23 protein-coding genes are annotated in these 25,383 nt (G+C 53.1%); 18 read left to right on the forward strand and 5 right to left on the reverse strand.

The features are described from left to right. The first annotated feature begins 9 nt into the window (after window positions 1-9). The 8 genes from opp4C to LOS79_RS04770 all read left to right on the forward strand — a co-directional run bounded on the left by opp4C (window position 10) and on the right by LOS79_RS04770 (window position 8,207). A complete protein-coding gene (gene opp4C, locus LOS79_RS04735; RefSeq protein WP_315416669.1) occupies window positions 10-933 on the forward strand; it encodes an oligopeptide ABC transporter permease in 924 nt (307 codons plus the stop codon). 12 nt (window positions 934-945) lie between these two features. Then, window positions 946-1,929, forward strand: a complete 984-nt coding sequence (locus LOS79_RS04740) for an ABC transporter ATP-binding protein (protein ID WP_315416671.1) — start codon at window positions 946-948, stop codon at window positions 1,927-1,929. Next, window positions 1,922-2,887 carry an ABC transporter ATP-binding protein gene (locus tag LOS79_RS04745; protein WP_315416672.1) on the forward strand — a complete coding sequence of 322 codons (966 nt, stop codon included), beginning with the start codon at window positions 1,922-1,924 and terminating at the stop codon, window positions 2,885-2,887. Before LOS79_RS04740 ends, LOS79_RS04745 begins: the two co-directional genes overlap by 8 nt. Before the next feature lie 249 nt (window positions 2,888-3,136). Beyond that, a complete protein-coding gene (locus tag LOS79_RS04750; RefSeq protein WP_315416673.1) occupies window positions 3,137-3,751 on the forward strand; it encodes a 50S ribosomal protein L25 in 615 nt (204 codons plus the stop codon). Between the two features lie 417 nt (window positions 3,752-4,168). Next, entirely contained in the window at window positions 4,169-6,007 is a 1,839-nt protein-coding gene (locus tag LOS79_RS04755; protein ID WP_315416674.1) for a fibronectin type III domain-containing protein, read from the forward strand. Window positions 6,008-6,209: 202 nt separating this feature from the next. Further along, window positions 6,210-6,839, forward strand: a complete 630-nt coding sequence (locus LOS79_RS04760) for a YhbD family protein (protein WP_315416675.1) — start codon at window positions 6,210-6,212, stop codon at window positions 6,837-6,839. Window positions 6,840-6,853: 14 nt separating this feature from the next. Continuing rightward, a complete protein-coding gene (locus LOS79_RS04765) occupies window positions 6,854-7,540 on the forward strand; it encodes a hypothetical protein (RefSeq protein WP_315416676.1) in 687 nt (228 codons plus the stop codon). Next, window positions 7,533-8,207 carry a hypothetical protein gene (locus LOS79_RS04770; protein ID WP_315416678.1) on the forward strand — a complete coding sequence of 225 codons (675 nt, stop codon included), beginning with the start codon at window positions 7,533-7,535 and terminating at the stop codon, window positions 8,205-8,207. Before LOS79_RS04765 ends, LOS79_RS04770 begins: the two co-directional genes overlap by 8 nt. Before the next feature lie 13 nt (window positions 8,208-8,220). On the opposite strand, the gene LOS79_RS04775 is transcribed toward LOS79_RS04770, so the two are convergent. Then, window positions 8,221-8,847: a GyrI-like domain-containing protein gene (locus tag LOS79_RS04775; RefSeq protein WP_315416680.1), complete on the reverse strand. Its 627-nt coding sequence runs from the start codon at window positions 8,845-8,847 to the stop codon at window positions 8,221-8,223. A 166-nt stretch (window positions 8,848-9,013) separates the two neighbouring features. On the opposite strand from LOS79_RS04775, the gene LOS79_RS04780 reads away from it, so the two are divergent. Beyond that, a complete protein-coding gene (locus tag LOS79_RS04780; protein ID WP_315416682.1) occupies window positions 9,014-9,571 on the forward strand; it encodes an SMP-30/gluconolactonase/LRE family protein in 558 nt (185 codons plus the stop codon). A 42-nt stretch (window positions 9,572-9,613) separates the two neighbouring features. Here the strand turns inward: LOS79_RS04780 and LOS79_RS04785 are convergent, their stop codons facing one another. Next, window positions 9,614-10,852, reverse strand: coding sequence for an MFS transporter (locus tag LOS79_RS04785; protein WP_315416683.1), 1,239 nt, complete (start codon window positions 10,850-10,852; stop codon window positions 9,614-9,616). Window positions 10,853-11,010: 158 nt separating this feature from the next. On the opposite strand from LOS79_RS04785, the gene LOS79_RS04790 reads away from it, so the two are divergent. Continuing rightward, complete coding sequence (locus LOS79_RS04790) at window positions 11,011-11,661, forward strand: DUF1796 family putative cysteine peptidase (RefSeq protein WP_315416684.1); 651 nt, start codon at window positions 11,011-11,013, stop codon at window positions 11,659-11,661. Between the two features lie 162 nt (window positions 11,662-11,823). Here LOS79_RS04790 and LOS79_RS04795 read toward each other — a convergent pair whose 3' ends face one another. Beyond that, complete coding sequence (locus tag LOS79_RS04795; protein WP_315416686.1) at window positions 11,824-12,267, reverse strand: MarR family winged helix-turn-helix transcriptional regulator; 444 nt, start codon at window positions 12,265-12,267, stop codon at window positions 11,824-11,826. Between the two features lie 173 nt (window positions 12,268-12,440). Here LOS79_RS04795 and LOS79_RS04800 point away from each other — a divergent pair, with 173 nt between their 5' ends. From LOS79_RS04800 to LOS79_RS04810, 3 genes are all read left to right on the forward strand, one after another. Continuing rightward, window positions 12,441-13,898, forward strand: coding sequence for an MFS transporter (locus LOS79_RS04800; RefSeq protein ID WP_397386734.1), 1,458 nt, complete (start codon window positions 12,441-12,443; stop codon window positions 13,896-13,898). A 113-nt stretch (window positions 13,899-14,011) separates the two neighbouring features. After that, the gene (locus tag LOS79_RS04805) at window positions 14,012-14,458 is read left to right on the forward strand and encodes a carboxymuconolactone decarboxylase family protein (protein WP_315416690.1); all 447 of its coding nucleotides are present in this window, start codon (window positions 14,012-14,014) and stop codon (window positions 14,456-14,458) included. A 97-nt stretch (window positions 14,459-14,555) separates the two neighbouring features. Then, entirely contained in the window at window positions 14,556-15,470 is a 915-nt protein-coding gene (locus LOS79_RS04810) for a sigma-70 family RNA polymerase sigma factor (protein ID WP_315421995.1), read from the forward strand. Between the two features lie 393 nt (window positions 15,471-15,863). On the opposite strand, the gene LOS79_RS04815 is transcribed toward LOS79_RS04810, so the two are convergent. Both LOS79_RS04815 and LOS79_RS04820 read right to left on the reverse strand, forming a co-directional pair. Then, the gene (locus LOS79_RS04815) at window positions 15,864-17,222 is read right to left on the reverse strand and encodes a PFL family protein (RefSeq protein WP_397386735.1); all 1,359 of its coding nucleotides are present in this window, start codon (window positions 17,220-17,222) and stop codon (window positions 15,864-15,866) included. A 27-nt stretch (window positions 17,223-17,249) separates the two neighbouring features. After that, window positions 17,250-17,519, reverse strand: coding sequence for an ACT domain-containing protein (locus tag LOS79_RS04820; protein ID WP_315416692.1), 270 nt, complete (start codon window positions 17,517-17,519; stop codon window positions 17,250-17,252). Between the two features lie 231 nt (window positions 17,520-17,750). On the opposite strand from LOS79_RS04820, the gene LOS79_RS04825 reads away from it, so the two are divergent. The 5 genes from LOS79_RS04825 to lspA all read left to right on the forward strand — a co-directional run bounded on the left by LOS79_RS04825 (window position 17,751) and on the right by lspA (window position 25,176). Further along, complete coding sequence (locus LOS79_RS04825; RefSeq protein WP_315416693.1) at window positions 17,751-19,385, forward strand: GGDEF domain-containing response regulator; 1,635 nt, start codon at window positions 17,751-17,753, stop codon at window positions 19,383-19,385. A 65-nt stretch (window positions 19,386-19,450) separates the two neighbouring features. Further along, a complete protein-coding gene (locus LOS79_RS04830; RefSeq protein ID WP_315416694.1) occupies window positions 19,451-19,822 on the forward strand; it encodes a response regulator transcription factor in 372 nt (123 codons plus the stop codon). After that, on the forward strand, window positions 19,809-23,072 hold the full coding sequence (locus LOS79_RS04835) for an ATP-binding protein (RefSeq protein WP_315416695.1): 3,264 nt from the start codon (window positions 19,809-19,811) through the stop codon (window positions 23,070-23,072). The genes LOS79_RS04830 and LOS79_RS04835 overlap by 14 nt, the downstream gene beginning before the upstream one ends. 134 nt (window positions 23,073-23,206) lie before the next feature. Beyond that, window positions 23,207-24,181, forward strand: a complete 975-nt coding sequence (locus tag LOS79_RS04840; protein WP_315416696.1) for an aldo/keto reductase — start codon at window positions 23,207-23,209, stop codon at window positions 24,179-24,181. 464 nt (window positions 24,182-24,645) lie between these two features. Continuing rightward, window positions 24,646-25,176 carry a signal peptidase II gene (gene lspA, locus LOS79_RS04845; RefSeq protein WP_315416698.1) on the forward strand — a complete coding sequence of 177 codons (531 nt, stop codon included), beginning with the start codon at window positions 24,646-24,648 and terminating at the stop codon, window positions 25,174-25,176. Window positions 25,177-25,383 lie beyond the last annotated feature (207 nt).

Raw genomic sequence — 25,383 nt, forward strand, 5'->3', positions numbered from 1 at the left:
GAGGATCTTATGGCGGTTAACAGCAGTTTGAGCGAGGTGGCAAGACCCCGGGCCGGCACGGGCAAATCTTCCCTGTTCCGGCAATCCCTGCGGAGGCTTCTGCACAATAAGCTGGCGGTGGCGGGCTTCGCGGTGGTCGTATTTATGTTTGTATTATGTTTCATCGGACCGTTCTTCTCGCCGTATACGGATAACAAGATCAATATGGCGATGATGAACAAGGCACCGGGTCTGCAGCACTGGCTGGGAACGGACGCCCTTGGGAGGGATATTTTAACCAGGGTTATGCAGGCCGGGCGCATCTCTCTCACCGTAGGCCTTGCTTCGATGGTGTTGTCCGTGTTTCTTGGCGCACTGCTCGGTGCGGTTGCCGGATATTACGGCGGTATTCTCGATCAGATTATTATGCGGATCGCTGATCTGCTGATGACCATTCCCGGCCTTCCGCTCTTGTTCATCTTCGGTGCGCTGCTCTTGGAATGGAAGATTCCAACCGATTACCGCATGTACATCGTCATGCTGATGCTAAGTATTGTGAACTGGCCGGGGCTGGCCCGGATGGTACGGGGACAGATGCTCAGCCTGAGGGAACGCGAATTCATGCAGGCGGCCGAAGTACTGGGTCTGCGTGACCGCAGAAAGCTGTTCCATCATCTGCTGCCGAATATTGTTCCGCTGCTGATTGTTATGGCTACACTGAATATCGGCGGGGCGATTCTCAGCGAATCGGTGCTCAGCTTCTTCGGCCTGGGGGTCATGCCGCCTACGCCGACTTGGGGGAACATGATAGACGCGGCGAACAACATCCTTGATTTCCAGGACCGCCCATGGCTATGGATTCCGCCGGGACTGTCGATTTTTGCAACAGTTATAGCGATTAATATTTTTGGTGACGGCCTCAGAGACGTGCTTGATCCTAAACAGAAGAGGTAGGTGGCCATATCTATGGAGCCTTTAATGAATATAGAAGGCCTGAGCACCGTGTTCTTCACAGATGAAGGCAAGGTGAGGGCCGTGGATAACGTAAGCTTCGGCATCCGCGAAGGCGAGACGGTCTGCATTGTCGGTGAATCCGGCTGCGGCAAAAGTGTTACGGCTATGTCCATCATGGGACTGATAGAGGAGCCTGGCGGCAAGGTTGCGGGAGGCCGTATTGATTTCCGCGGGGAAGATTTGCTTAAGCTGGACAAAACTGCGCTGCGCAGCATCCGCGGCAATGAGATCGCCATGATCTTTCAGGAGCCGATGTCTTCGCTCAATCCGGTCATGAGGATTGGCGAGCAGATTATGGAGCCGCTCCTGGTTCATCTCAAGATGAACAAGAAACAGGCCCGTACCCGGGCTGTCGAGCTGATTACCCAAGTCGGGATTTCCCGGCCGGAACAGATTATGGGCAGCTACCCCCACGAGCTGAGCGGGGGGATGCTGCAGCGGATCATGATTGCTATCGCGGTCTCCTGCGGTCCCAGGCTGCTGATCGCCGACGAGCCGACAACCGCTCTGGATGTAACCATCCAGGCGCAGATTCTTGATCTGCTGCGCGGATTCAAGGAGAATTCGGGCATGTCTATTCTGCTGATTACCCATGATCTTGGCGTAGTGGCTGAGATGGCCGATTATGTTATTGTCATGTACTCCGGGCAGGTTGTTGAGGAAGGCGGTGTAGTGGAGCTGTTCGAGAATCCTAAACACCCGTATACCCGGGGGCTGCTGAAGTCCAAGCCTGTGATGGGCCAGCGTCTGGATGAGCTCTATTCCATTCCCGGCCAGGTGCCGAATCCGCTTGAATTAGCACCATCTTGTTATTTCCACGACCGCTGCGGGCACTGCACGCCGGTCTGCCGCAACGTCCAGCCGCAGCTTCAGGATACGGGAAACGGGCAGAAGGTAGCCTGCTGGCTGTATGAGGAGGCGCAAGCATATGTCTGAGCTGCTGCTTGAAGTTAAGTCTCTGAAGAAATACTTCCCGGTGAAGCAAGGGCTGCTGGGACGTACGGTAGGACATGTGAAGGCAGTGGACGACATCAGCCTCACACTCCGGCCTGGCGAGACCTTCGGCCTTGTCGGCGAATCCGGCAGCGGTAAGAGCACCGTTGGACGGACGATTCTGCGGCTGACGGATAAAACAGAGGGTGAGGTTAAATTTAAAGGTGTGGATATCCACAGCCTGTCAGCGGCTGAAATGCGCCTGATCCGGCCGCAGCTGCAGCTGATCTTCCAGGACCCTTACAGTGCGCTTAATCCGCGCGTAAGAGTCGGGGAGGCAATAGGCGAAGCGCTGCTGGACCATGGGTTAAGCACGAAGAGGGAAGTCAGGGACCGGGTACTTGCGGCTCTGGAAGCCTGCGGGTTATCCGCCTATCACATCGACCGCTTCCCGCATGAATTCTCCGGCGGACAGCGCCAGCGGATCGGCATTGCCCGGGCGCTGATCCTGAATCCGGAGCTGATTATCGCAGATGAGCCGGTGTCGGCACTTGATGTGTCCATACAAGCCCAGATCATCAATCTGTTCAGCAGGCTGCAGCAGGACAAAGGACTAGCCTATCTGTTCATTTCGCATGATCTTAGTGTTGTGGAGCATCTTTGCGCGCGGATAGGTGTGATGTATCTGGGATCGATGGTGGAGACGGCGGCCAGGGACGAGCTGTTCCTTCATCCGCTGCATCCCTATACGAAAGCGCTGTTGTCTGCTGTACCTGTGCCGGTCCCCCGGCTGAAGCGGGAGCGGATCGTGCTGAAGGGGGATATTCCAAGCCCGGCAAATCCGCCCTCCGGCTGCAAATTTCATACACGCTGCCCTTATGCCAAGGAGATCTGCATGGCGGAAATTCCGCTGTTCCGGGATGCAGGCGGAGGCCATTTTGTCGCCTGTCATTTAGTGTAATTAATATTAAATATGGATTTAAATTGCATATTACCCTATTTTGACTTGCTATCTTCCCAGTGCTATACTGATTCCACAGCAGGCAAATATGGTTAATAAGAGACTGATTAGACATAAGAATCTAATTGGTCTTGTTTTTATTACAGCAATGCTGACACCACTTGGCGGATGCTTGCAAGCCAGCTTTATTCAGACTCAGAAGCTGCACCTGTAAGTGTGCTCCGCTAAAAAACTTTTAGGAGGAATATCATGAATACCACAGTACGCTTGACAGAAAGATCCGGCTCGACTTCTTCCCAGCGCAGCAAAGGCTTTGTACCGGTCGTCGTCTACGGTGCAGGTTCAGATACCCAGTCCTTTTCAGCAGATGCCAAAACCCTTAATGAGATTCTCGGCAAAAACCCGCGGGCGATCCTGAAGGTGGAAATTCCCGGCTCCGGCGCGAAGAATGCCGTTATCCAGGAGGTGCAGCGCCAGCCGCTGTCACGTAACCTGCTCCATGTTGACTTACAGCAGATTGATATGAAAGCTGAACTCGATACGAAGGTGGCCTTCCACTTCACCGGTGATCCTGCCGGGGTGAAGAGCGGCGGTATCCAGCAGGTAGAGCTGTACGAGCTGGACATCCGTACCTTGCCGGACAAGCTGACGGCTTCGTTCGAAGTGGATATCAGCGGCCTGGAGATTGGTGACCAGCTGCTGGTCTCGGATCTGCCGAAGCATGAAGGCTGGGAGATCCTGACCCCGGAGGACACGCTGATTGTGCGGATTTCACCTCCGCTTGTGCTTGAAGAGCCGGCTGATACAGATGCTGCAGAACCGGCAGCAGCGGAAGCAGCTGATGAGGGCAAGGCCGAAGAGTAACTTCTGCTGTTTCTATAGTCCGGTTTATTGGACAAGCGGCAGAGCAGCTGGTCAAGACCGGCTGCTCTGCCGCACACAGGCTTGATTGATTGAGAGCAGACATATCCTCATGCGGGGAGTGTCTGTTCTTTTTTCGTTGTAGCGTTAAACTACATTCCGGGGCTTTTCAGCATGTCTTGCTGCGAAAAATTGCATATTAACGAATAACGCAGAAACTTAGCAGGACTTTCGTTTTGTCGAAAAAAGGAGCGAACGGGTGTTTCGCCTCATTTAGTAAAAAATGGAGATATATTGATTGACGAAAGCGCTATCAAAGCTGAGAATGAGGATAAATACCATGGTATGGTACAGCCGAACCCGCATTTCCATCCTTTGAAAACGCTTTAGTAAATATCCCGATTGAGGAGGAACACTTGGATGAAAAGAAAGCTGATTCTCGTCCTGATGGCAGCCGTGCTGATTCTGGGGGCTTCATTGCCTGCTGCCGGTACAGCCCGTGCGGATGCGGTGAGCGATGCGTCAAACCGGGCGCTGACCTGGCTGCAGGTGCAGCAGGATGCCACGGTGGGGTATGCCTTTGACGGCCTGGTGGACAGCTTCGAGGATTTCTGGAGTCCGAACAACCCGAAACAAATCGTCTACACCTATGATCAGGCCGTTGCAGCAATTGCTTTCATTGTCAAAGGGGAGCGGACCCGGGCCGAGAAGGTGCTGAACAAAATGCGTGACATTCAGGACCCGGCGGGATATTGGCTGAACTCGTACTGGTATAACAACGGCTATGGTGAAGAAATCCGCAAGCATGTCGGACCTGTCTCCTGGATGGCCATGGCTGCTATGGCATATGAGAAGCAGTATAACGATACGCGCTACCGTGCAATGGCACTGAAGGCGCTGGACTGGTGCCTGACTTATTCGAAAGCAAACGGCGGCATCGCCGGAGGCTGGAGCGCATGGAGCAATTCGGATGAGCCCTGGAGCTCAACGGAGCACAATATTGATCTCTACCGTGTCCTGCAATACTATGCTTCCGTGGATGCAAGCAAGGCAGCAGCTTATACAGCCGCGGCAACCGGCGTGAAAAGCTTCCTCGATAATGTGGTCTGGGATGAGGCGGCGAAACGCTTCAAGGGCGGCTGGAAAAATGATACGAATCTGATTGACCCCAAAATTCCGCTCGATGTCAATCCTTGGGGTGTGCTCGCATTAGGGCTGAGCGGAACACGCAATTATGGAGCGAGCCTGGCCTATGTGGAGAATGCAGCAGGTACACCGGGAACACTTGCGAGTCCGCGCTACAAGCAGACTCTGACCTATAACGATGCCGGAAATACGATGACCGGATATGATTTCGACTGGACCGGTGAGGTGCTGCCGGCGTATGACGATAACGGTAATCAGATTGGCAATACGGGGGCAGACATCTGGCTGGAAGGGACAGCATTCATGTCACTTGCCTACTACATGCAGGGGAATACAGTCAAAGCGGATGCGATCAATACGGAGATTATCAAAAAGCAGGGAACCAGCGGCCCGTCACTCGGCGGAATCCCTTATTCCCTTAAAGGCACAAGCAACAGCTACTGGGTGATGGCCCAGCAGAATTGTGTCTCCAGCACCGGCTGGCTAATTCTCTCTCTGCACCGTTTCAACCCGTTCACCGGCCAGTATCTGACCGGAGGCAGCACTCCGGGCGATACTACAGCACCAACGGTACCTGCGAATCTGACCTCAACGGGAAAGACAGACACAACGGTCAGCCTGAGCTGGTCGCCGTCCACGGATAATACGGGAGTTACCGGGTATAACGTGTACCGCAGCGGCACTCAGACGGCTTCAGTCACCGGAACTACAGCAACGCTCAGCGGATTGACTGCTTCTACGGCATACACCTTCACGGTAAAAGCAACAGATGCCGCAGGTAATCTCTCAGCTGCGAGTAATGCCGTAACCGTCACTACAAACAGCTCCGGCAGCAGCGGCAATCATGTAACAGCTGATTATACGGCAGGGGTGACTAAGCTGTCTGCAGCGGAAGCCAGCATCTTCATTACACCGGTGACCCCGGCCCTGTATGTGGATGTTCACTATAAGGTGAACGGCGGCGCACAGCTGAATTACCGCATGATGCTCACCTCGGGAACCTGGCGAATGGCCGTCAGCGGCCTGAGCGCCGGCAGCAGCATTGAATATTGGTTCACCTATGAGAAATCCGGCCCGCAGTATGATTCCCCGCATTATACCTATGTCCAGTAAGAAGCGGTACGGGGGGCGGCAGAAGATGAGTGTAAGGCTTGGTATATAAGCCGAATATGATGAGGATACCAGACAGCCGGCAGGCTGTCTGGTTTTTCTGCCGATCGGACCCGGGTTGCTCAGTTAGGCCGGCCGGATAGCTGATGCTTGTTTATTTACAACGTAACAGTGTTATGTTACGATGGTCGCAAGGAGTGATCACATGGAAGAAGATTTAATCTCCAAGAAGGAACTTCTGGATGAGACCGGTATCTCTTACGGACAGTTATACCGCTGGAAGCGGAAGCAGCTGATCCCGGAGGAATGGTTCATCCGCAAGTCTACCTTTACCGGGCAGGAAACCTTTTTCCCGCGGGCCAGAATCCTCGGGCGGGTGCAGCATATTTTACAGAAGAAAGAAGATCTGTCCCTGGATGAACTGGCTGACAAACTGTCAGAGCCTTTGACTCAGCACCAGATATCTTTAACCGTGGCTCAATTAAGAGAACGTAACATTGTTTCGGACAGCAGTCTGGAGCGGTTCGGTATACCGGGAAGCGAGCAGTTTCAGCTGACTTTTGAGCAGATTCTGAATCTGTTCACTGTGGATATGCTGCTCGGCAAGGGTGAACTGAATCTGGAGGAAGCAGACCGGCTCTATCAGACACTTGGCTCCCATATGCAGGGGTTCGGAGGGAAGGGCTGGGAGCTGTTTTTTGTGCGGAAGATGGGTGTCAGCTTCTTTCTTATGGCTCTGCCTGGAGCCGGGCTGGTATTCGATGAAGGCGTACGGCTGGTGTGCAGGCTCAGCCTTGCAGATCTCGTGGAGCAATTGAAAGGGAGACTAAGCTGATGGGAGGGCGGGTCATGGAGAACAAAGAGCTGCCGGATTTACGGATGGATGGGGTCAATACAGCCGCCGGAGGCAAGTATAATAAGGTGAATATTAATGGTGTCAGCCGGATTAACGGGGCGCTGAGCGCGCATTCCTGCAAATGTGACGGTGTAATGAAGATGAACGGAGACCTTGCAGCGGAAGAAATGGAGCTTAACGGAAATCTCAAAGTGAAGGGCAATCTGCAGTTTGATGTAATGAAGCTGGATGGGGTGCTGCTCGGAGAAGGCAGTCTGCGCGGAGAGAACTGCAAGCTGAACGGCATGCTGAAGCTGAAGGGGAACTGTGAGGTTGAGGAGCTGATTGGCGAAGGTGTATTTACTGTAGGCGGATTGCTCAGTGCGGGGCGGATGGAATTCGGGCTGCAGGGTCTGGCAGAGGCTGGTGAAATCGGGGTGGAGAGCCTGATTATCCGCAAAACAGGCACCGCCGTCTGGGGCAGGCTGTTAGGCGGGATCATTCCCAAGCTTAGACTGGAGCTGCGGGTTAAGGTTATCGAAGGCGATTATATTGATCTGGAATACACAACAGCGGATGTGGTCCGGGGCGGTACTGTCATCATCGGGGAAGGCTGCAGTATCGGACGGGTTGAGTACCGGACGGGATTGACTGTGCATCCGGGAGCCACAGTGCTGAAGGAGGAGAAGAACGGTGCATGAGGCTATAACACGCAATGATTTGAAGATACTCGGCACATCCAGCTCTGCAGGCGGCATTTTCAAGGATGTCAAAGTGACCGGAGAATGTACATTTGGCGGAGATGTAGATTGCCTGAAGTTCAGCCAGACCGGGGAGGTTGCAGTGAACGGTAATCTGCGGCTCCAGCAGATGAAGATTACCGGAGAGTGCGAGGTGAAAGGCCGGGTAGACGGAGCCAGCCTGCGCGGACAAGGCCAGCTTACAGCTGGCGGAGGACTGCGGATCGGGGATATCAGATTAACCGGCGGGATTAAGACGGGCAATGATTGTGAAGCAGAGCAGCTGCAGCTTAGCGGAGTAATCGAAGTAAGCGGGCTGCTGAATGCCGGGAAGCTGGAGCTCTCAATGTACGGCCCGTGCAGTGCAGCGGCGGTCGGCGGCGGCAGGATTTCGATCAAACGCAGCCGGACCGGGGCACTGCTGAAGATCGGACAGCAGCATGCCATGACCTTCACGGCCCGGCTGATTGAAGGCGATGAGCTTGAGCTTCAGGCCACCCGGGCTGAGACCGTCCGGGGCGGACGGATTATCATCGGACCCGGCTGCGAGATTGAGACGGTGGAATACCGCAGCACACTGGAGATTCACAGAAACGCAAGGGTCAGAAATCAAGTGAAGCTGCTGTAAGCTGCACTAATCCTTATACCTCCTGCGTTACTGTGAATCTCAGGACGGTTCTTAGCTTCTCAGCCTGTGTTCTGCGGGCATCGGAGATGTAGATTTCCCGGTGGAGCTTGGAGAGCCGCCTGAGACCTTGCCCGGCACAATACTGTTCCATTCTGGAAAAGCTGCCGGGTTCATCATCATATGGGCCGATATGCAGCATCTGGACACTATGGCCGTCTTCGACATTGTCGAAGGCGGCTTTGTGCAGCAGCGGATGCGGTTTGCTCTGCTTAACCTTCTCCAGAACTTCAGCGGCAAGCTCCGGGGTCACGAAGTCCGGCTGACGGATCATCAGGGTGTATACCAGTTCGTCCTTGTCGAGCTCAGCTTTACAGCGTCCGGCTTCGGTAAGATCCCAGATGCCTTCCAGCGGGAACACCGTATATTCATAATACCCCTCAGGCGCCGGCCCTTTTTTGGGCAGCATCTTGACTGCATAGGAAAGGGAATAGAGTACACCCACAGCTTCTGCGAAGTCCGGTTGGTTCGGATTGCCCTGTCCCTGCAGGGTGAAATAATTATAGGCGGGAACATGAATCTGCACAGGTTCAGCAGCCGGGAGATATAAGGCCTTGTCCTGCTTTTTCCATTCGTATTTCATCTGTACACCTCTGTCCTTAGATTAATACACCCAGAATATCATGCCTAACTGGACAAGGGTATGTCAGGTTGCCGCAAGCAGTACATAAGGGCACTGCAAAGGCAGAGAGCATAAGTTAGAATTAATCTGAAGCTTCATCATCCGTATAAGCGTAGGAGGAATTCTGGTGACTGGGCTAATTGAACTGGTAATTGATTCCAAGTCGCTGCTTGGCGAGGGACCGCATTGGGATGCAGCGGCAGGCAAGCTGTCCTGGGTAGATATTGAAGGCAGGGAGCTGCGCGTATATGATCCCCGGAGGGGAGAGGAAGACCGTTATTTCTTTGAGCAAAAAGTAGGTGCAGCAGTGCCGGCACAAGGCGGAGGCTGGATTCTGGCCATGCAGGACGCAAGCGGACGCAGAACAGTTGTCCGGTTCGCCGAAGGAGACGGCTGGCCGGATGGTATGACCATTGACTGCGAAGGCATGCTATGGATTGCCCATTATAAGGGAAGCTGCATCTCACGCTGGAATCCGCATACCGGGGAACGGCTTGCGGCCATTGAGGTTCCGGCTCATTGTGTAACCTCCTGCACCTTCGGCGGTGAACATCTGGATGAGCTGTACATTACTACGGCACGCGGCGGCATGAGTGCAGCGCAGCTGGAGCGCTGGCCGCTGGCCGGCGGATTGTTCAGGGTCAAGCCGGGTGTAAGGGGCCTGGCGGGGAATTACACCCGGTAGGTTAAGCAAATGGTAATCATCCGGGACGCGGCTTCCTCCGGCTCAGGCGGATTTACTGATTCCGGCCGGTAGTCCTTGGCTGGTCTTGCTGCTGTGCGTAGACAAATAACTGAGCCATGCCCCGGCAAGCGCAAGTACGGCAAGCCCGGAGGCCAGCCAGGGAATGGAAGCAATGCCCGTCAGATTGATGGCGGCTCCGCCGAGATAAGCTCCGGCAGCGTTGCCGAGGTTGAGCGCCGAGTGGCTGGAGGTGGTGGCCAGCAGCGGCGCTTTATGCGCCAGATTCATAATGCGCAGCTGAATGCCGGGCATGATACCGAAGGCGGCAATGCCCCAGAGGAATACGTTCAATACCGCAAGAACAGGATGCTGCAGCGTGAACGGGAACAAGGCAATAATCCCGGCCAGCACGGCGAAGTTAACGATCAGGGAGGGCATCAGCCTCCAGTCGGCCAGCTTGCCGCCGATGATATTGCCGAGTGTCACACCCACTCCGAACAATACCAGAATCCAAGTGACGCTGTGTTCAGCGAAGCCGGTGATCTGCTCCAGTATCGGCGTAATATAAGTGAATAAGGCGAACAGGCTGCCGCAGCCAAGTGCTCCGGTCAGCAGAATGAGCAGCACCTTCGGATTCAGCAGCCCGCGCACCTGCTCGGCGAGATTGGCTGCCTGATCCTGGACGATGACAGGGATATACCGGATAATGCCGGACAGGGAGACCAGTCCGAGCACTGTAATAGCGCCGAAGGAGGCTCTCCAGCCGAGTTGCTGACCGATGAAGGTGCCGAACGGTACGCCGATAATATTTGCTACGGTCAGTCCTGCCAGCACTATGGACACTGCGCCGGCCCGTTTCTCCGGCTGTACCAGCCGGGCGGCAATAAGCGTTCCGACCCCGAGGAAGGTTCCATGGGCGAAGGCGGTCAGCACCCGGGCCAGGATTAAGAGGGAATATGTAGGGGCGATTACCGAGACTGCGTTGCCGAAGATGAAAATTCCTATAAGAATCACGAGCAGTTTTTTCTGCGGCAGACGGTGGGTGAAGATAGTAAGCACGGGAGCGCCGATGGCCACGCCCAGTGCATAACTGGTAATCAGCTGCCCGGCCTGCGGGATGCTTACCCCGAGATCACTGGCTACATTAGGCAGCAGCCCCATTATAATAAATTCGGTCATTCCTATAGCGAAGGCACCGAGTGTCAGTACAAGCAGAGACAACGGAAAGCGCTCCTTGCGCGGCCGCGAGGTGCGGTTATTATCATTGGATTTCGGATTCATGTAGTTTTCAGCACCCTTTCTGAAAGTGAATGGTTTTCATATTGGTTTACATTCTAACCTGTTTTGTCAAAATGGGCAAAGCATTCCTCATCTCCCGTCCAGGCTTTTTTCTGATCTGCAGCATTTAATATAGAAATACAGGTAAGAGGTGAGCGCAGATGAACTTGGCCGGAATTAAGGGAGGTTATGATTGCATCATCAGTCTGGGAAGCTCTTGTGAGCCTGCGGCCCATTTACGCCGGAAGGGCCTCCGGGTGTTCTCTTCACCGCTGGATTGGGTTGTTTCACTATCGCTAACCGATGTCAACCGGCTGCTGGGCCAGCGTTTTTCCGGATATATGGAGCTGCCGAATATGGGTGTGATTGACGGGAATGATGTGTTTGTCGAGAATGAAGTGGTACAGCCGGTCAAATCTTATTTTATAAAAGACTACTATTATAACGTGATCTCTGTGCATGATTTCCCGGTGCTGGAAGGTCTGGAATGGTATCATGTCTATCCCGGTTTCAAAGAGAAAATCAATATGCGTTCCCGCCGGCTGCTGGATGCGCTTGCTGTCAGCCGCAAGGTGCTGTTCATCCGCTGGGGCGGTACACGCGAAGAGGCTGTTCAGCTGCAGAGTACACTCGGCACGCTAACCGGCGGTGAATATCAGATCCTGATCGTTAATGGTGTGGATGGCCTGGAGTCGGTGGTTGACCGTGAGTGGAGCCTTCCGGGGATTGCTTCACTGGGAATTCCTAACCGGGCGGGAGACTGCGAGAGCTGGGATTATATTCTGGAGGGGATTTATCTGAATCAGGTGTAAGAGGCGGAAACAGGCAGCAGGCGCGAAGGCTTCTGTCTGTGGCGTATTTACAATCCAGCCAGAAACAGCAGAACAGCAGAACAAAGCAGCGGTTCCCGGGAATACCGGTTGAACCGCTGTTTTGCTCTGCTGTGGCAGGTATACGGCAGGTGCTGCCACTTGTCAGGCCTGATTGTTCATCTCTTCTGAATTCTGTGTGACCTTATGGAGCAAATTAATCAGAGTATCCATCTCAGCACCGGTTAAATTGGCGGACAGCCTGCGGTTAAAGTCACTTAGAAGTGAATAGAATACCGGAGCGAATTCAAGCGCTTTAGCCGTCGGATACAGTAGGGAGGAACGGCGGTCGCCCGGGTCGGGCCGGCGTTCGAGATAGCCTGAAGCCTCAAGATGCTTAACAGAGCGGGCGGTGGTAGCCTTATCGCATTTGATCTCTGCAGTCATCTGATCCTGGGTAATGCCCGGATGTCTCAGAATCAGCTTAAGGAAGCTGTGCTGGCCGCCGCTGCCGATTCCGTAGGGCAGCAGCTCTCTGGCAAGAAGCTTCTGGTTCAGGCGGTGCAGCCGGGTAATCAGTTTGCCGATCGGTTCTTGGTCTGCAGTCAAAGAATTACACCTCTCAGAAGATAGTTACGGTGGTTTCGGCTAATGCGAATACTGTCTGACTCACATACTACAACAATATGGTTGCGTGCGCAACTAAATTGCAGTACACTTGGATTGAATAATTCGTTGCGCATGCAACTATATTTGAAAATTGACACAAGAGGGTGTTAGCAGTGAGCAGTATAAGTGCTACATATCAAGAGGACGCAGTCATTCAGAAGAAACGCTGGATTATTCTGATCGTCCTGAATTTGTTTACTTTCATGTCCACACTGGACGGCAGTATCGTTAATATTGCACTGCCTGTACTGGTGAAGCAGCTTCAGCTCCCGGTGGCACAGATTGAATGGGTAACCACCGGCTACCTGATGGCGATCTGTTCCGTGATCCTGTTCTTCGGGAAGCTGGGGGATATAGCCGGTAAGATCAGGATTTTCAAGCTGGGCATGATTGTCTTTACCGCGGGTTCGCTGCTCTGCGGCTTCAGCCATACCTTGCCGCTGCTGATAGCATCACGGGTCATCCAGGCCATCGGGGCTTCGATGACTATGGCGAACAGCCAGGGCATTGTAACAGATATTTTCCCGTCTACGGAACGGGGTAAGGCACTTGGGCTGATCGGTACCTTTGTATCGCTGGGCAGTATTGCCGGACCGAGTCTTGGCGGAATCATTGTTTCGACGATGGGCTGGGAATATATATTCTGGGTGAACGTTCCGATCGGCCTGATTGCGATTGTCCTTGGCTGGAAGGTGCTGCCGAAGGATCTGGTCCGGGTGAAATCCAGAATTGATCTTCCCGGCAGTACGCTGTTTGCCGTCTTTATAGTTACGTTATTTGCCGGATTGCTGCTTGGCCAGCAGTTTGGCTACGGAGACAACCGGATTCTTGCCTCCCTGGCCGCAGCCGTAATTACCTTCATTGCGTTTATTATTGTGGAACTGCGCCGCCAGCAGCCGCTGCTGCAATTGTCGCTGTTCAAGAATCCCTTATTCTCGCTGAGTATCTTCTGTGCGTTCCTGGTATTTATCTCGAACTTCTGCTTCAATATTATCGCTCCGTTCTATGCGCAGAATATGCTTGGCATGTCGCCATTCAGTGCAGGGTTCCTGCTGATGCTCTTTCCGATCTCGATGGTTATTGTCGCGCCGCTCAGCGGAGCACTGTCGGACAAGATTGGCTCCGAGCTCCTGACCTTCGCCGGTCTCATCGCCATGGTTATCGCCCAGTTCGGCCTGGCGCGGCTGCATGACGGCAGTCCGGTGCTGCTTGTCGGCGTCTGGATCGCCATGCTCGGGATCGGCAGCGGACTGTTCGGCTCGCCTAACAACTCGCTGATCATGTCCACTGTACCGCGCACCCAGCTGGGTTCCGCCGGCAGTGTGAACTCACTGGTCCGTAACGTGGGTATGGTAGTAGGGATCACCGTGGCCACCTCCATTTTGTTCAATGTCATGAGCAGCAAGGCTGGTTACCGGGTGACCGGACTGATTGCAGGCCGGCCGGATATTTTCCTCTCGGGGATGCATGTTGTCTTCCTGACCTCGTCGGGCATCTGCCTGCTGTCTGCATTCCTGACCGGCTGGCGGCTGTTTTCTTCGCGCAAGAGCAAGCGGCTGAATGCCAGCTAAGGCTGATGTTTAGTAAGACAATAATAAAGTTTGAATTTCCTGCGCCGGATTTGTCACAACTCACGGATCACTGTTGTCTACAGTATGTAGAACAATAATGGAGGCGATTAGACATGAGTCTGAGAATGAATTACCGTGAGGTTAACGCCCCTGCTTTCCGGGCTATGATGGCGCTGGAGCAGCATGCAGGCAGCCGCAGCAAAGACAAAGTATTGTACGAACTGGTAAAGATCCGCGTCTCGCAGATCAACGGCTGTGCATTCTGCCTGGATATGCATGCGAAGGATTTGATGAAGCTGGGCAATTATACCGATCATATTGTGCTGCTGAGTGTATGGCGTGAAGCTCCGCTCTTCACCGGGAAGGAGCGTGCGCTGCTGGAGTTCGCCGAGCATGTAACCCTGATCAGCGGCGCCGGAGTTCCGCTCGAGCTGTACAACAAGGTTCTGGAGCATTTCAGTGAAGAGGAAATGGTCGACTGGATTATGGCGATCAACACGATTAACAGCTGGAACCGGATTGCAATTACCACCGGGATGTTCCCGGGATGCTTCGGCTAAGACCATAATCAGGAATGCGTCAAAGGAGGGGCAGCGCTTGGAGGCCAGTAAAGATAGGATTGCAGAGGCTGAAGCCGTGCAGGACAGCAGTTCCGCTATGGAGGAGCTGTATCTGAGTTATAAAGGGTATGCATTCTCCATTGCTTACCGGATGCTGGGTGTAGTAGCGGATGCTGAGGATGCTGTTCAGGATACATTTGCCGAGCTGCAGCGGCGGGACAGGACCGGAATCCGCAATCTGAAGGCCTATATAGCCAAAGGAGTTACCAACCGCTGCCTCAACATGCTGAATTCCGCCCGCAGCCGCAGAGAGACCTACATCGGGGAGTGGCTGCCGGAGCCTGTCAGCGAAGGCTATGACGGGCCGGAGGCGGCGGCGGAGCGGAGGGACAGCTTATCCTATGCGTTTCTGGTGCTGCTGGAACGGCTGGCTCCTGCCGAAAGAGCGGTGTTTGTATTGCGACAGGCGTTCGAGTACGGCTACGACGATATCGCGGATATGCTGGGCAAGTCAGAGAGCAACTGCCGGCAGATCTTCAGCCGGGCGAAGCGCACGCTTCAGGCGGGGCCCGGTTCCCGCACACCTTCGCTGGCACCGGGATACGTGGCTGCCAAAGACAATCTGCTGCGCCGGTTTACCGCCGCATTCACCTCGTATGATGTTGGCGGCATGCTGAAGCTGCTGGGTGAGCATCCGGTGCTGACCGCTGACGGCGGCGGACAGGAAGTGCATACCATTCTCCGGCCGATGACCGGCCGCAAAGGTGTGCTGGCGCTGCTGACCTCGCGCCGGGTGCTGAATTATCTCCGCGCATGTGCTCATGAATATGGGGTAATCAATGGTGAGCCGGCCCTGATCTTCACCGATCAGGGGGAGATTAAGGGTGTGCTCTGCCTTAGCCTGGACCCCGGCTGTGAGCAGATTCAGCAGATTTATCTGATGATGGGCCCGGATAAGCTGACCCATGTTGCAGCTGCTTCGGGCATGTCCCGGAGCGGATTCCGCGCTTAAGCCAAAGACAGGTTACCCATCCCGGAGGGAGAGGTAACCTGTCTTTGGCTTTGTCTCGGCATTTAAGCAAAATGAAAAAGAGCCGATTACGGAGGAAGCGGGCTGAAGCGGCGGGGAGCGGGGCCGGCGAGGGTCCGAATGGAACTCTATTAAGAAATTTGACAGCTCCGCAACAGTGTTCCAAGTTAATGGCTTAGCGCTACGGACATGAGAGACCTTATGTTATGGAAAAGTACCTGAATGCGGGACCTTGCGGACACCAGTGCCGTTATTCCGCCGGTAAAGTGGAGCTGGCGTATGAAAAACGGCAAATAAGGTCCGTGATGTCCGCAAGGCCGCCAACCAGGCCAATAATGAGCGAATAAGGTCCATGGTGTCCTTAAGGTCAGAAATTTAGTTCTTGAAGCTGTGGATCGGTGCCGGAATCCGGCCGCCGCGGTTAACGAATCCGGCGCAGTTGAACGGGTTGACCGCCATTACGGGAGCGTAGCCAAGCAGGCCGCCGAATTCCACCATTTCGCCGACATCCTTGCCGATGACGGGAATGACGCGGATGGCGGTCGTCTTGTTATTGACCATGCCGATGGCCGCTTCGTCAGCGATGATGCCCGACAGGGTCTCTTTGCTGGTGCTGCCCGGAATGGCGATCATATCGAGGCCGACGGAGCAGACACAGGTCATCGCTTCGAGCTTCTCCAGCGTCAGCGCGCCGCGCTGCACGGCCTGGATCATCCCGTGGTCCTCGCTGACCGGGATGAAGGCGCCGCTTAAGCCGCCGACGTAGGAGGAGGCCATCACGCCGCCTTTCTTGACATTGTCATTCAGGATGGCAAGTGCGGCTGTGGTGCCTGGAGCACCTGCTTCTTCAAGGCCCATCACCTGGAAGATTTCAGCGATGGAGTCGCCGATCTCCGGTGTCGGGGCGAGCGACAGGTCGATAATGCCGAACGGCACATTGAGGCGCTTGGAGGCCTCCTGGGCAACAAGCTGTCCGACACGGGTTACTTTGAAGGCTGTCCGTTTAATCGTCTCGCAGAGCGTCTCGAAATCCTGGCCCTTAACCTCCTCCAGCGCCCGCTTGATGACACCGGGACCGCTGACGCCGACATTGATGACACATTCGCGTTCACCGACACCATGGAAAGCCCCGGCCATGAACGGGTTGTCTTCAACCGCATTACAGAAGACGACGAGCTTGGCGCAGCCGATGGAGTCGCGGTCCTTGGTGCGCTCAGCCGTCTGGAGGATGATATCGCCCATCAGCTTGACGGCGTCCATATTGATGCCGCTGCGCGAGGAGCCCACATTGACCGAGGAGCAGACCCTCTCTGTTACAGCCAGCGCTTCCGGGATGCTGTCGATCAGAATCCGGTCGCCCTTGGTACAGCCCTTCTGGACCAGCGCGGAATAGCCGCCGATAAAGTTAACGCCGACCTCCTTAGCCGCCTTGTCCAGAATTTGTGCTACGGGGACATAAGTGTCCGTATGTACTGCGCCCGCTGCAATCGAGATTGGAGTTACCGAGATCCGTTTGTTGACAATCGGTACACCGAACTGACGCTCCAGATCCTCACCGGTCTTGACCAGCTTCTCGGCCGAGCGGGTGATTTTGTCATATACATTCTGGTTAAAAATCTTCATATCCGTATGGGCGCAGTCCATCAGGCTGATACCCATTGTAATGGTACGGACATCCAGGTTCATTTCCCTGATCATCTTATTGGTTTCCTGCACTTCTCCGATTGAAATCATTAGGTTGTTCCTCTCTTTGCCGCCCGGCTAAATCCGGTGCATAATATTGAAAATATCCTCATGCTGAAGCTTGATTTCTACGCCGATATCTTCACCCACATGCTGCAGATCCTCTACGATTTCTTCAAAGGACTTGGCGGGGGCAGAAATGTCCACAATCATCATCATGTTGAAGTAGTCCTGTACAATAGTCTGGGATATATCCAGAATGTTCAGGTTGTGTTCCGCGAGGTATGTACATACTTTGGCGATGATTCCTACTTTGTCTTTTCCCAGTACCGTAATAATTCCCTTCACTTAAAAAGCCTCCTATGGTAGATTCTCTGTTTCGCCGCCCACTGCCGCTTTAACGGAATGAACTTTTCAATTATTATGTCAAATGAGGAGAAGCTTATCAACCAAAGCTTTTTTGTCAGTCTGATTAGAGATTTATACTTGCATTTCATTGTAAGGAGATTATAGTTGACACCGCATGGAAAATATGATTAATTGAAGGATTGAAAGACATGTATGTTTGAAGGAGCTATTATGACTACGAGAAAATATAAAGAGCTGGTTGAAAGCCGTACGAGACAAACACTGCAGAAGTGGTCGGAAATGCCGGCAGTCGAGGAAAAGGAGATTTACCGCTTTCTGCATAATCTGAAAGGCACCTCCGGAACGGTGGGTCTTGATATAGTGGAGGCATTCTCCGGCAGCACTCTGCTCTATTTCTCGGAAGATAACCATAGAAGCTGGACGGAAGCAGAGTGGAGCGATTATTTGTATCCCCTGCTTGACCTGTTTGCTGAGCCTGAAGCTACAGGTGCAGTGCCTCCGCAGATTCCGGGAATTGCCTTATCCCATGATAGTATTCATCAGCAGTACGAGATTCTTGTTATTGACGATGATGTCGAACTGGTGGCTTTTTTAAGGGAATCACTGGAACGGCAATCTTACTATGTGAGTATAGCGTTGTCTGCTGAACGCGGACTGAAAATCTTCTATGAGACTAAACCGGATATGATTCTGCTCGATATTCTGCTTCCTGACCGGAGCGGAATTGATGTGCTGAACCAGATTATCGGCAAGGCGAAGAAGGAACGGGTGCCGATCCTTATTATCAGCGGTGAGCATTCCAAGGAGATCCAGATGTATGCCTATTCCCTCGGTGTTATGGATTACATAAACAAACCGGTGGATATCGATCTGTTCCTGATGCTGATTAAGAACCGCTTTGAGCTGAAGAAGGAATGGCAGGAATCGATCATTATTGATGAGCTGACCGGCGCCTTTAACCGCAAATATTTCAATCAGACGATGAAGCTGCTGGTGTCGGACTACAGACGGACAAGCCGTACGTTCTCGCTGGCACTGCTGGACCTGGACCGGTTCAAGCATGTTAATGATACCTACGGGCATCTGGTCGGAGATGAGGTGCTGCAGGCTTTTTCAGAGCTGGTAAGGCAGTCCATCCGTACAGAGGATACGTTCTGCCGCTATGGCGGAGAGGAATTTGCCCTGTTCATGCCTAATACCTCGGCTGAATCGGCACTGCTGGTCATTGAGCGGATTCAGGAGCACTTCGCCGCCAGGGAATTCACGGCCAAGCGTGAGAATTTCAATGTTTCCTTCTCCTGCGGGATTACCGAGATCAGCGAACGGCAGCAGGACCCCGAGAAGCTGGTAGAGGAAGCCGATCAGGCTTTGTATTCCAGTAAACACAGCGGGCGTAACCAGACGACCCTGTTTAGCGAGGAATTGTTAGCCGGCCAAAGGCTGAGTATCCTTAATGTGATTGTGGTTGACGATGATCCGCTCATCCGGCGGATTATAACCGGGAATTTCAGTTTGTGGGAGCCGGATAATATCGCTGAAATGAAGGTTACCAGCTTTGCAGATGGTGAGCTGTTCCTGGGCTCAGACTGGTATGCTCCTGAGGAGAAGTACATCATTCTGCTGGATGGTGTGATGCCTGGACTGGATGGCCTGGAGGTGCTGGAGAATATCCGCAGCAGCTATCCCGAGGTCAACATTCTGGTAATTATGCTCACGGGCCGGAATGACCAGCGGGACATTATCCGGGCACTGCAGATGGGGGCGGATGATTATGTAATCAAACCGTTCCATCTGCCGGAGCTGATGACGCGGATCGAGCGTCTGGCCCACAGGTTCCTTTTCTGAATATTCTATAAGTTCTAAATGCAATGCATCCCGTGCGGATGAATCAGAAGGTGAGAGTGGTATTTATGCAAAAAATTCTTATTGTCGACGACGAAGATGTGCTGCGCATGCTGATTGAGGATACGCTGGAGGATCTGGAAGAGGTAGAGATTCATACAGCCGAGAATGGGGTGGAAGCCCTCTCAAGGCTGGCGTCGGACCGTTATGATCTGGTCATTCTGGATTATATGATGCCGGAAATGACCGGAATTGAGGTGCTCGGCGAGCTGGATGAGCAGATAAAGATTGCGACACCGATCATGATGCTGACAGCTAAGGCACAGGATATGGACCGTAACCGGGCGAGGGAGGCAGGGGCGCGATATTTCATGCCGAAGCCGTTCAGTCCGATGGAGCTGCTGCAAATCGTGGAGGGAATACTCAGTGAGAAACCGTGATATCGCTAATGTGAGTATCAAGACGAAATATTTCCGGATTATTTTTATTCTGTTCATAGCATTCTTAATAAGTGGTATTGCTCTATTCTTCTATATCAATAACCAGCAGGACAAGCTGAAGAGTGACCGGGTGGTGCTCCAGCATAAGACAGAGACGATCAATGAGCTTGCGGCAACGCTGAACGAGGTCTTTTTCCGGGCGAGAGGGTATGTTGCGCTGAAGAGCGACAATGAGCTGGCGCTGCTGAACACAGCACTGACAACGCTTGACGGTATTCTGGAGCAGTACTCCGGATTAAATTTATCTCCTGAAGAGGCCGAATACAGGGATGATCTGGATGCATTCTACTCCGAGTACAAGAATGAAACACTACCTGAAGTTATTCAACTGGTCAGCCAGGATGATTACACAGCGATCCGCAATCTGTCCCAGAGCGGCAGCACGAAGGCTGTGAACGAATTCCTCGGCTATACCAAAGCATTCAAAACCAGATCGGACAACCAGCTGAATGATATGGCTTCCCAGTCCATCAAGCAGGCAGATACCTTTACCTTCTTCGCCTTCGGGCTTAGTGCGGTGCTGCTGCTGTTCTTCACACTGATGATCTGGCGGATGCTAAAAGTTGTCCTTGACCCGATCGTCAAGCTGGAGGAGGCTACCAATTCACTTGCGGCCGGTGAGGCGGTGCTGCTCGGCAAGCTCCATAAGCAGGATGAAATCGGCCGGCTCTATGAAGCCTTCCTGAACATGGCCCGCAGCATCCAGGATAAAGAGGAAGAGCTGATGATGCAGAACGAAGAGCTGCATGCCCAGCAGGATGAGCTGCAGGACCAGCAGTTCAAGCTGGAGCGCTCGCTTAGTGAAATAGAGAGCATGATGAAGGCGCTCAACCAGTCTTCGGCTGTGGGGATTCTCACCAGCAAAGGTGTGTTCTCTTATGCCAATGACAACCTGAGCAGCTACACCGGCTATAGAAATTCTGAGATTATCGGTTATACCTTCCGGTTGTTTGAGCTGCACAATATGCTGGATGCCCAGGTTGAACAGATTATCCGCAAGCTGTCGACAGGCGGTGTCTGGACCGGTGAGGTGCAGATTGAGAGCAAGGGCGGGAGTATTGTCTGGCTGCAGATTACGATCATGCCGTATCTGAACGATGAAGGCCAGATTTATCAGTATATTCTGATTGCCAACAACATTACCTCCATGAAAAATATCCAGCAGGAGCTGGCAGAAACACTGAAGAGCACGGAGCAGACCTCCATGATGCTGGAGCTGAACAACCAGCTTAACCATGAGATCACTTATACGCTGGACAAGCAGGAATTTGCCGAGAAATTCAGCCAGTTCATGAACCGGCTGTACTCCTTTGATAGTAGTCTGTTCCTGCTGGTTAAGGATAAGATCTCTGTAGTCAAAGGCGTTCCGCATGAGAATGTGGAGCGTTATATCAATGAGAACAGCAAAGATATGCTGTACCGCCTGAGCCAGGAGAAATCCTATATTGTGAAGCGTAAAGGAGTGCCGAGAGAGCAGGGGATTGCTGCCAAGGATGTATACTGCTATGACTTCTATACTACGGTCGTAAATGCCGAGGATGAGATTCTGGCTATCTTCTGCGGTACAAGAATCGGACATTCCTTCACCGAGGAAGAGACCAGTGAAATCAAGGGAATGATGAACCGTGTGGCGCTGGCCATTGAACGGCTGTTCATGTACGAGGAGATTGAGCATGGCCGCAAGCTGAACCGGGATATTGTCAATAATGTCAATGAAGGGATTCAGTTTGTTGATACGGAAGGTGTAATCCAGCATATCAACAAGGCGCTCAGTGAATTGTTCGGTTATGAGGACTGGGCGGAAGGCAAGCTGGTTGCGAAGGAGCTGTGGATGAACCACTTCATCCTCCGGGTGAATGAACCGGAAGAGATGAGGCAGTTCTACCAGAAGGCGATGTCTCCGCATACCGTGGATTCCAGCACGATGAAGTATTCGCTCGGCAAGGAAGCGATGAAGCATGTCGATGTGTATGCGATACCGGTATTCCGCCGGGAAACACGGGTAGGGACGTTATTCGTGCACCGTGATATTACCCGTGAATATGAGCTGGATCTGATGAAGTCGGAGCTGGTCAGCACAGTCAGCCATGAGCTGCGTACCCCGTTGTCCAGTGTGCTGGGCTTCACAGAGCTGCTGCTGTCCAAAACGATGAAGCCGGAGAAGCAGCTGAAATATCTGGAAACGATTCACAAGGAAGCAAAGCGTCTGACGGAGCTGATCAATGACTTCCTGGATCTGCAGCGGATGGAATCCGGCACACAGCTGTACAGCGCGGAGAAGATCAATCTCAGCGAAACTGTGTTAAGCGTGATCGACCAGTACAAGCTGAGCGGCACCCATCATATCCTGCTTGAGGATGAAGCGCTGAATGCCGAGGTAGAAGTGGATAAGGACAAAATCATTCAAGTGCTGACAAACATGCTGAGCAATGCAATCAAATTCTCACCGGGCAGCAACGAGATCAAGGTCATGCTGCACAATGAACCGGGTAAGGTTGTGGTACGGATTCAGGATCACGGCCTCGGAATTCCGAAGAATCAGATCGGCCAGCTGTTCCAGAAATTCCGCCGGGTCGATAACAGTGCGTCCAAGCGGATTGGCGGAACCGGCCTGGGGCTTGCCATCTGTAAGGAGATTATCGAGAAGCAGAAGGGAAGCATCGGCATTGAATCTGTAGAAGGTGAAGGCTCGACCGTATGGTTCAGCTTGCCGGTACTTCATGACGAGGGCAGCGGTCATGAGGATGACCCGCATAAGTGGAGCGCCGGTAAGGAGAATAAGCCGAATGTGATGATTGTGGAGGATGATTACAGCCTGTCGCTGCTGCTCTCGGAGGAGCTGAAGAACAAGGGCTTCCGGGTCACACATCATTACCATCCGCAAAAAGCATTCGATCAGGCGGTGAAGACGCCGTTTGTCGCCATTGTCGTGGATCTCATGCTCGGCGAGGAGCTGGACGGCTGGGATCTGATCCGGATGCTCAAGAATGATCCCCGGACGGAGAACGTGCCGATCGTCATCTCCTCAGCACTTGATAAGGGAGATAAGAGCATGCTGGATAATGTACAGAAATATTTGACCAAGCCTTACCCGCCGGGTGAGCTGTCCAATACACTACAGGACATTGTGCAAATTAAGCTAAAAAGCGGTGAGGTGCTTTTCCCGGACAGCTGGGGAGCGCAGCTGTAACCGGACAAGCCCTCTGATGGAGGGCTTGTCTGCGTCTGTCCGGAAGAATAAATGACTTGCCTTAGAGTAGGCTCTAAGGATTATAGTATAGGCGAAGCAGACAACCTAACAGAAATGAAAGGGAGGAATTGCGCGTGAAGTACAGTTATTTGGGTAAATCCGGTCTTAAGGTCAGCCAGCTCTGTCTGGGAACGATGAATTTCGGGCCGGAAACCGAGGAGAAGGAGGCATTCCGGATTATGGATGCTGCCCTCGATGCAGGAATTAACTTCTTCGATACGGCCAATGTCTACGGCGGGCAGGAACGGCGCGGCTGGACTGAGGAAATTATCGGCCGCTGGTTCCAGCAGGGCGGCGGACGGCGTGAGAAGGTAGTACTCGCTACCAAGGTATACGGTGAGATGTTCGACGAACAGGATGGCCCTAACTCCGGCTCCGGTTTATCTGCGTATAAAATCAGACGGCATTTCGAAGGATCGCTCCGCCGCCTGCAGACCGATCATATTGAGCTGTACCAGATGCATCATATCGACCGCAATGTGTCATGGGACGAGCTGTGGGGAGCCTTTGAGATTCTGGTTTCACAAGGCAAGGCCGGATATATCGGCTCCAGTAACTTTGCCGGCTGGCATATTGCCGTAGCCCAGGCCAAGGCTAAGGAACGTCATTTCCTCGGCCTGGTATCCGAGCAGCATCTGTACAATCTGCTGGAGCGGACTCCGGAGCTTGAAGTGCTGCCGGCCTCAAGTGAGCTGGGGCTGGGCGTCATTCCGTGGAGTCCGCTGGCCGGCGGACTGCTTGGCCGGAACGCTCTGGCGAAGTCGGGGGTGCGCAGTGCCCGTTCCGCCAAGCTGGAGCAGCACCGCAGCCAGCTGGAGCGGTTCTCTGCCCTGTGCAAGGAGCTTGGAGAGCACGAAGACCAGGTAGCGCTGGCCTGGGTGCTGGCTAATCCGGCTGTAACCGCACCGATTATCGGACCGCGTACGATGGAGCAGTTCGAGGATTCGCTGCGGGTTACCGAAATTGTCCTGGATGAAGCCGTGATGAAGAAGCTGGATGAGATTTTCCCCGGACCGGGTAAGCCTGCACCGGAAGCCTACGCCTGGTAAGTGTGGCGTTATCTGATGACTATCAACAGCCGTACCTCCTAGACCGAGGACGGCTGTTTTTTTAATTGGTTTGTCTCGAACCTGTATTGGCTGTGCCCTAAATTAGTTGGATTTTCTACACTTGTTTCTGAAGAGCCTCCGCTTTTTCAAACAGCAGTTGGATAAAGAGCACTTAATCCAAGGACAATCAGCCGAAACAGGGAAAATGGATAGAATTAAATGTCATTTATCCAATTTAACCTCGAAAATGGTATGAAACTATTAAATTAAGATACGTTTTTCTAACTAAAAAAAGGCATTTCAGAGTTCGAAGGTACAGCTTGGCCGCTGCTTCAGTGAACGCTTGGGTTCCCGGCGGCTTTCGCTCTTACAGTTTATTTAGGCTCCCATTCTGTCTGCTGCCGGCCCCCCCTAGCTGCCAGAGATGAATCCCGCCGCAGACCTGTGGTAGACTGGAGGCTGGGATGTACGCTGCGCAAGCAGGCTTAAGCGGCTGCTGCAAGCTGCCGGGAATATACAGGAGGGCGGTGTGGAAGCCGATGCTATTTTATCTGATATCCGTGCTGGTGCTGATTCTTGATCAGGTTGCCAAATGGATTGTCCGTACGCACATGGAGCTGGGGGAGCGGATTCCGTTCTGGAGCCCGCATCTGCAGTTTGTCTATTATGAGAACAGCGGCGCAGCCTTCAGTTCTTTTCAGGGTTACGGGCAGTACTTTGCCATTATCGCTGTTGCATTCATAGCGGGCGTATTCTATTACCGGCGCCAGGGTAAGATCCGCGGCCCGTTGCTTGAAGCAGCCAGCGGGTTTCTGGTCGGCGGAGCCGCCGGCAATGCGATCGACCGGGTAGTGTTCCGTCAGGTGACAGATTTCCTGGTCTTCGGGAACCGCGGAGGGATTCTGAACCTGGCGGATCTGGCGATCAATGCCGGGGGCATACTGATTGTCGTATATCTGCTCTTGGAGCGCTTTGGACATAAAACGGTCCGCTGATTCCTGTTATCGCTGTGTAAAAGCAGCTGCAGGTTATCATTTTATCTAATGCAAGTTATCATTAATTGTAATGAGTCCGCCTAAATCAGAGCTTTTCACTATGATTTAGGCGGTTTTTACGTCTTTTATACAAATATTTACCTTATAATCTACATATTGGATGTCAGATAGTGCGTTGATCGTTTCTGATTATTATGTTAGCCTGAG

It is taken from the genome of Paenibacillus sp. MMS20-IR301, assembly GCF_032302195.1.
Lineage (GTDB): Bacteria > Bacillota > Bacilli > Paenibacillales > Paenibacillaceae > Paenibacillus_AQ.

Coding starts and splice junctions, on each gene's coding strand:
- LOS79_RS04745 (WP_315416672.1), top strand. CDS start 1,922: ATGTCTGAGCTGCTGCTTGAAGTTAAGTCTCTGAAGAAATACTTCCCG.
- LOS79_RS04790 (WP_315416684.1), top strand. CDS start 11,011: ATGAACTTGGCCGGAATTAAGGGAGGTTATGATTGCATCATCAGTCTG.
- LOS79_RS04830 (WP_315416694.1), top strand. CDS start 19,451: ATGCAAAAAATTCTTATTGTCGACGACGAAGATGTGCTGCGCATGCTG.
- LOS79_RS04765 (WP_315416676.1), top strand. CDS start 6,854: ATGGAGAACAAAGAGCTGCCGGATTTACGGATGGATGGGGTCAATACA.
- LOS79_RS04785 (WP_315416683.1), bottom strand. CDS start 10,852: ATGAATCCGAAATCCAATGATAATAACCGCACCTCGCGGCCGCGCAAG.
- LOS79_RS04775 (WP_315416680.1), bottom strand. CDS start 8,847: ATGAAATACGAATGGAAAAAGCAGGACAAGGCCTTATATCTCCCGGCT.
- LOS79_RS04740 (WP_315416671.1), top strand. CDS start 946: ATGGAGCCTTTAATGAATATAGAAGGCCTGAGCACCGTGTTCTTCACA.
- opp4C (WP_315416669.1), top strand. CDS start 10: ATGGCGGTTAACAGCAGTTTGAGCGAGGTGGCAAGACCCCGGGCCGGC.
- LOS79_RS04810 (WP_315421995.1), top strand. CDS start 14,556: ATGGAGGAGCTGTATCTGAGTTATAAAGGGTATGCATTCTCCATTGCT.
- LOS79_RS04755 (WP_315416674.1), top strand. CDS start 4,169: ATGAAAAGAAAGCTGATTCTCGTCCTGATGGCAGCCGTGCTGATTCTG.
- LOS79_RS04825 (WP_315416693.1), top strand. CDS start 17,751: ATGACTACGAGAAAATATAAAGAGCTGGTTGAAAGCCGTACGAGACAA.
- LOS79_RS04815 (WP_397386735.1), bottom strand. CDS start 17,222: ATGATTTCAATCGGAGAAGTGCAGGAAACCAATAAGATGATCAGGGAA.
- LOS79_RS04760 (WP_315416675.1), top strand. CDS start 6,210: ATGGAAGAAGATTTAATCTCCAAGAAGGAACTTCTGGATGAGACCGGT.
- lspA (WP_315416698.1), top strand. CDS start 24,646: ATGTACGCTGCGCAAGCAGGCTTAAGCGGCTGCTGCAAGCTGCCGGGA.
- LOS79_RS04750 (WP_315416673.1), top strand. CDS start 3,137: ATGAATACCACAGTACGCTTGACAGAAAGATCCGGCTCGACTTCTTCC.
- LOS79_RS04805 (WP_315416690.1), top strand. CDS start 14,012: ATGAGTCTGAGAATGAATTACCGTGAGGTTAACGCCCCTGCTTTCCGG.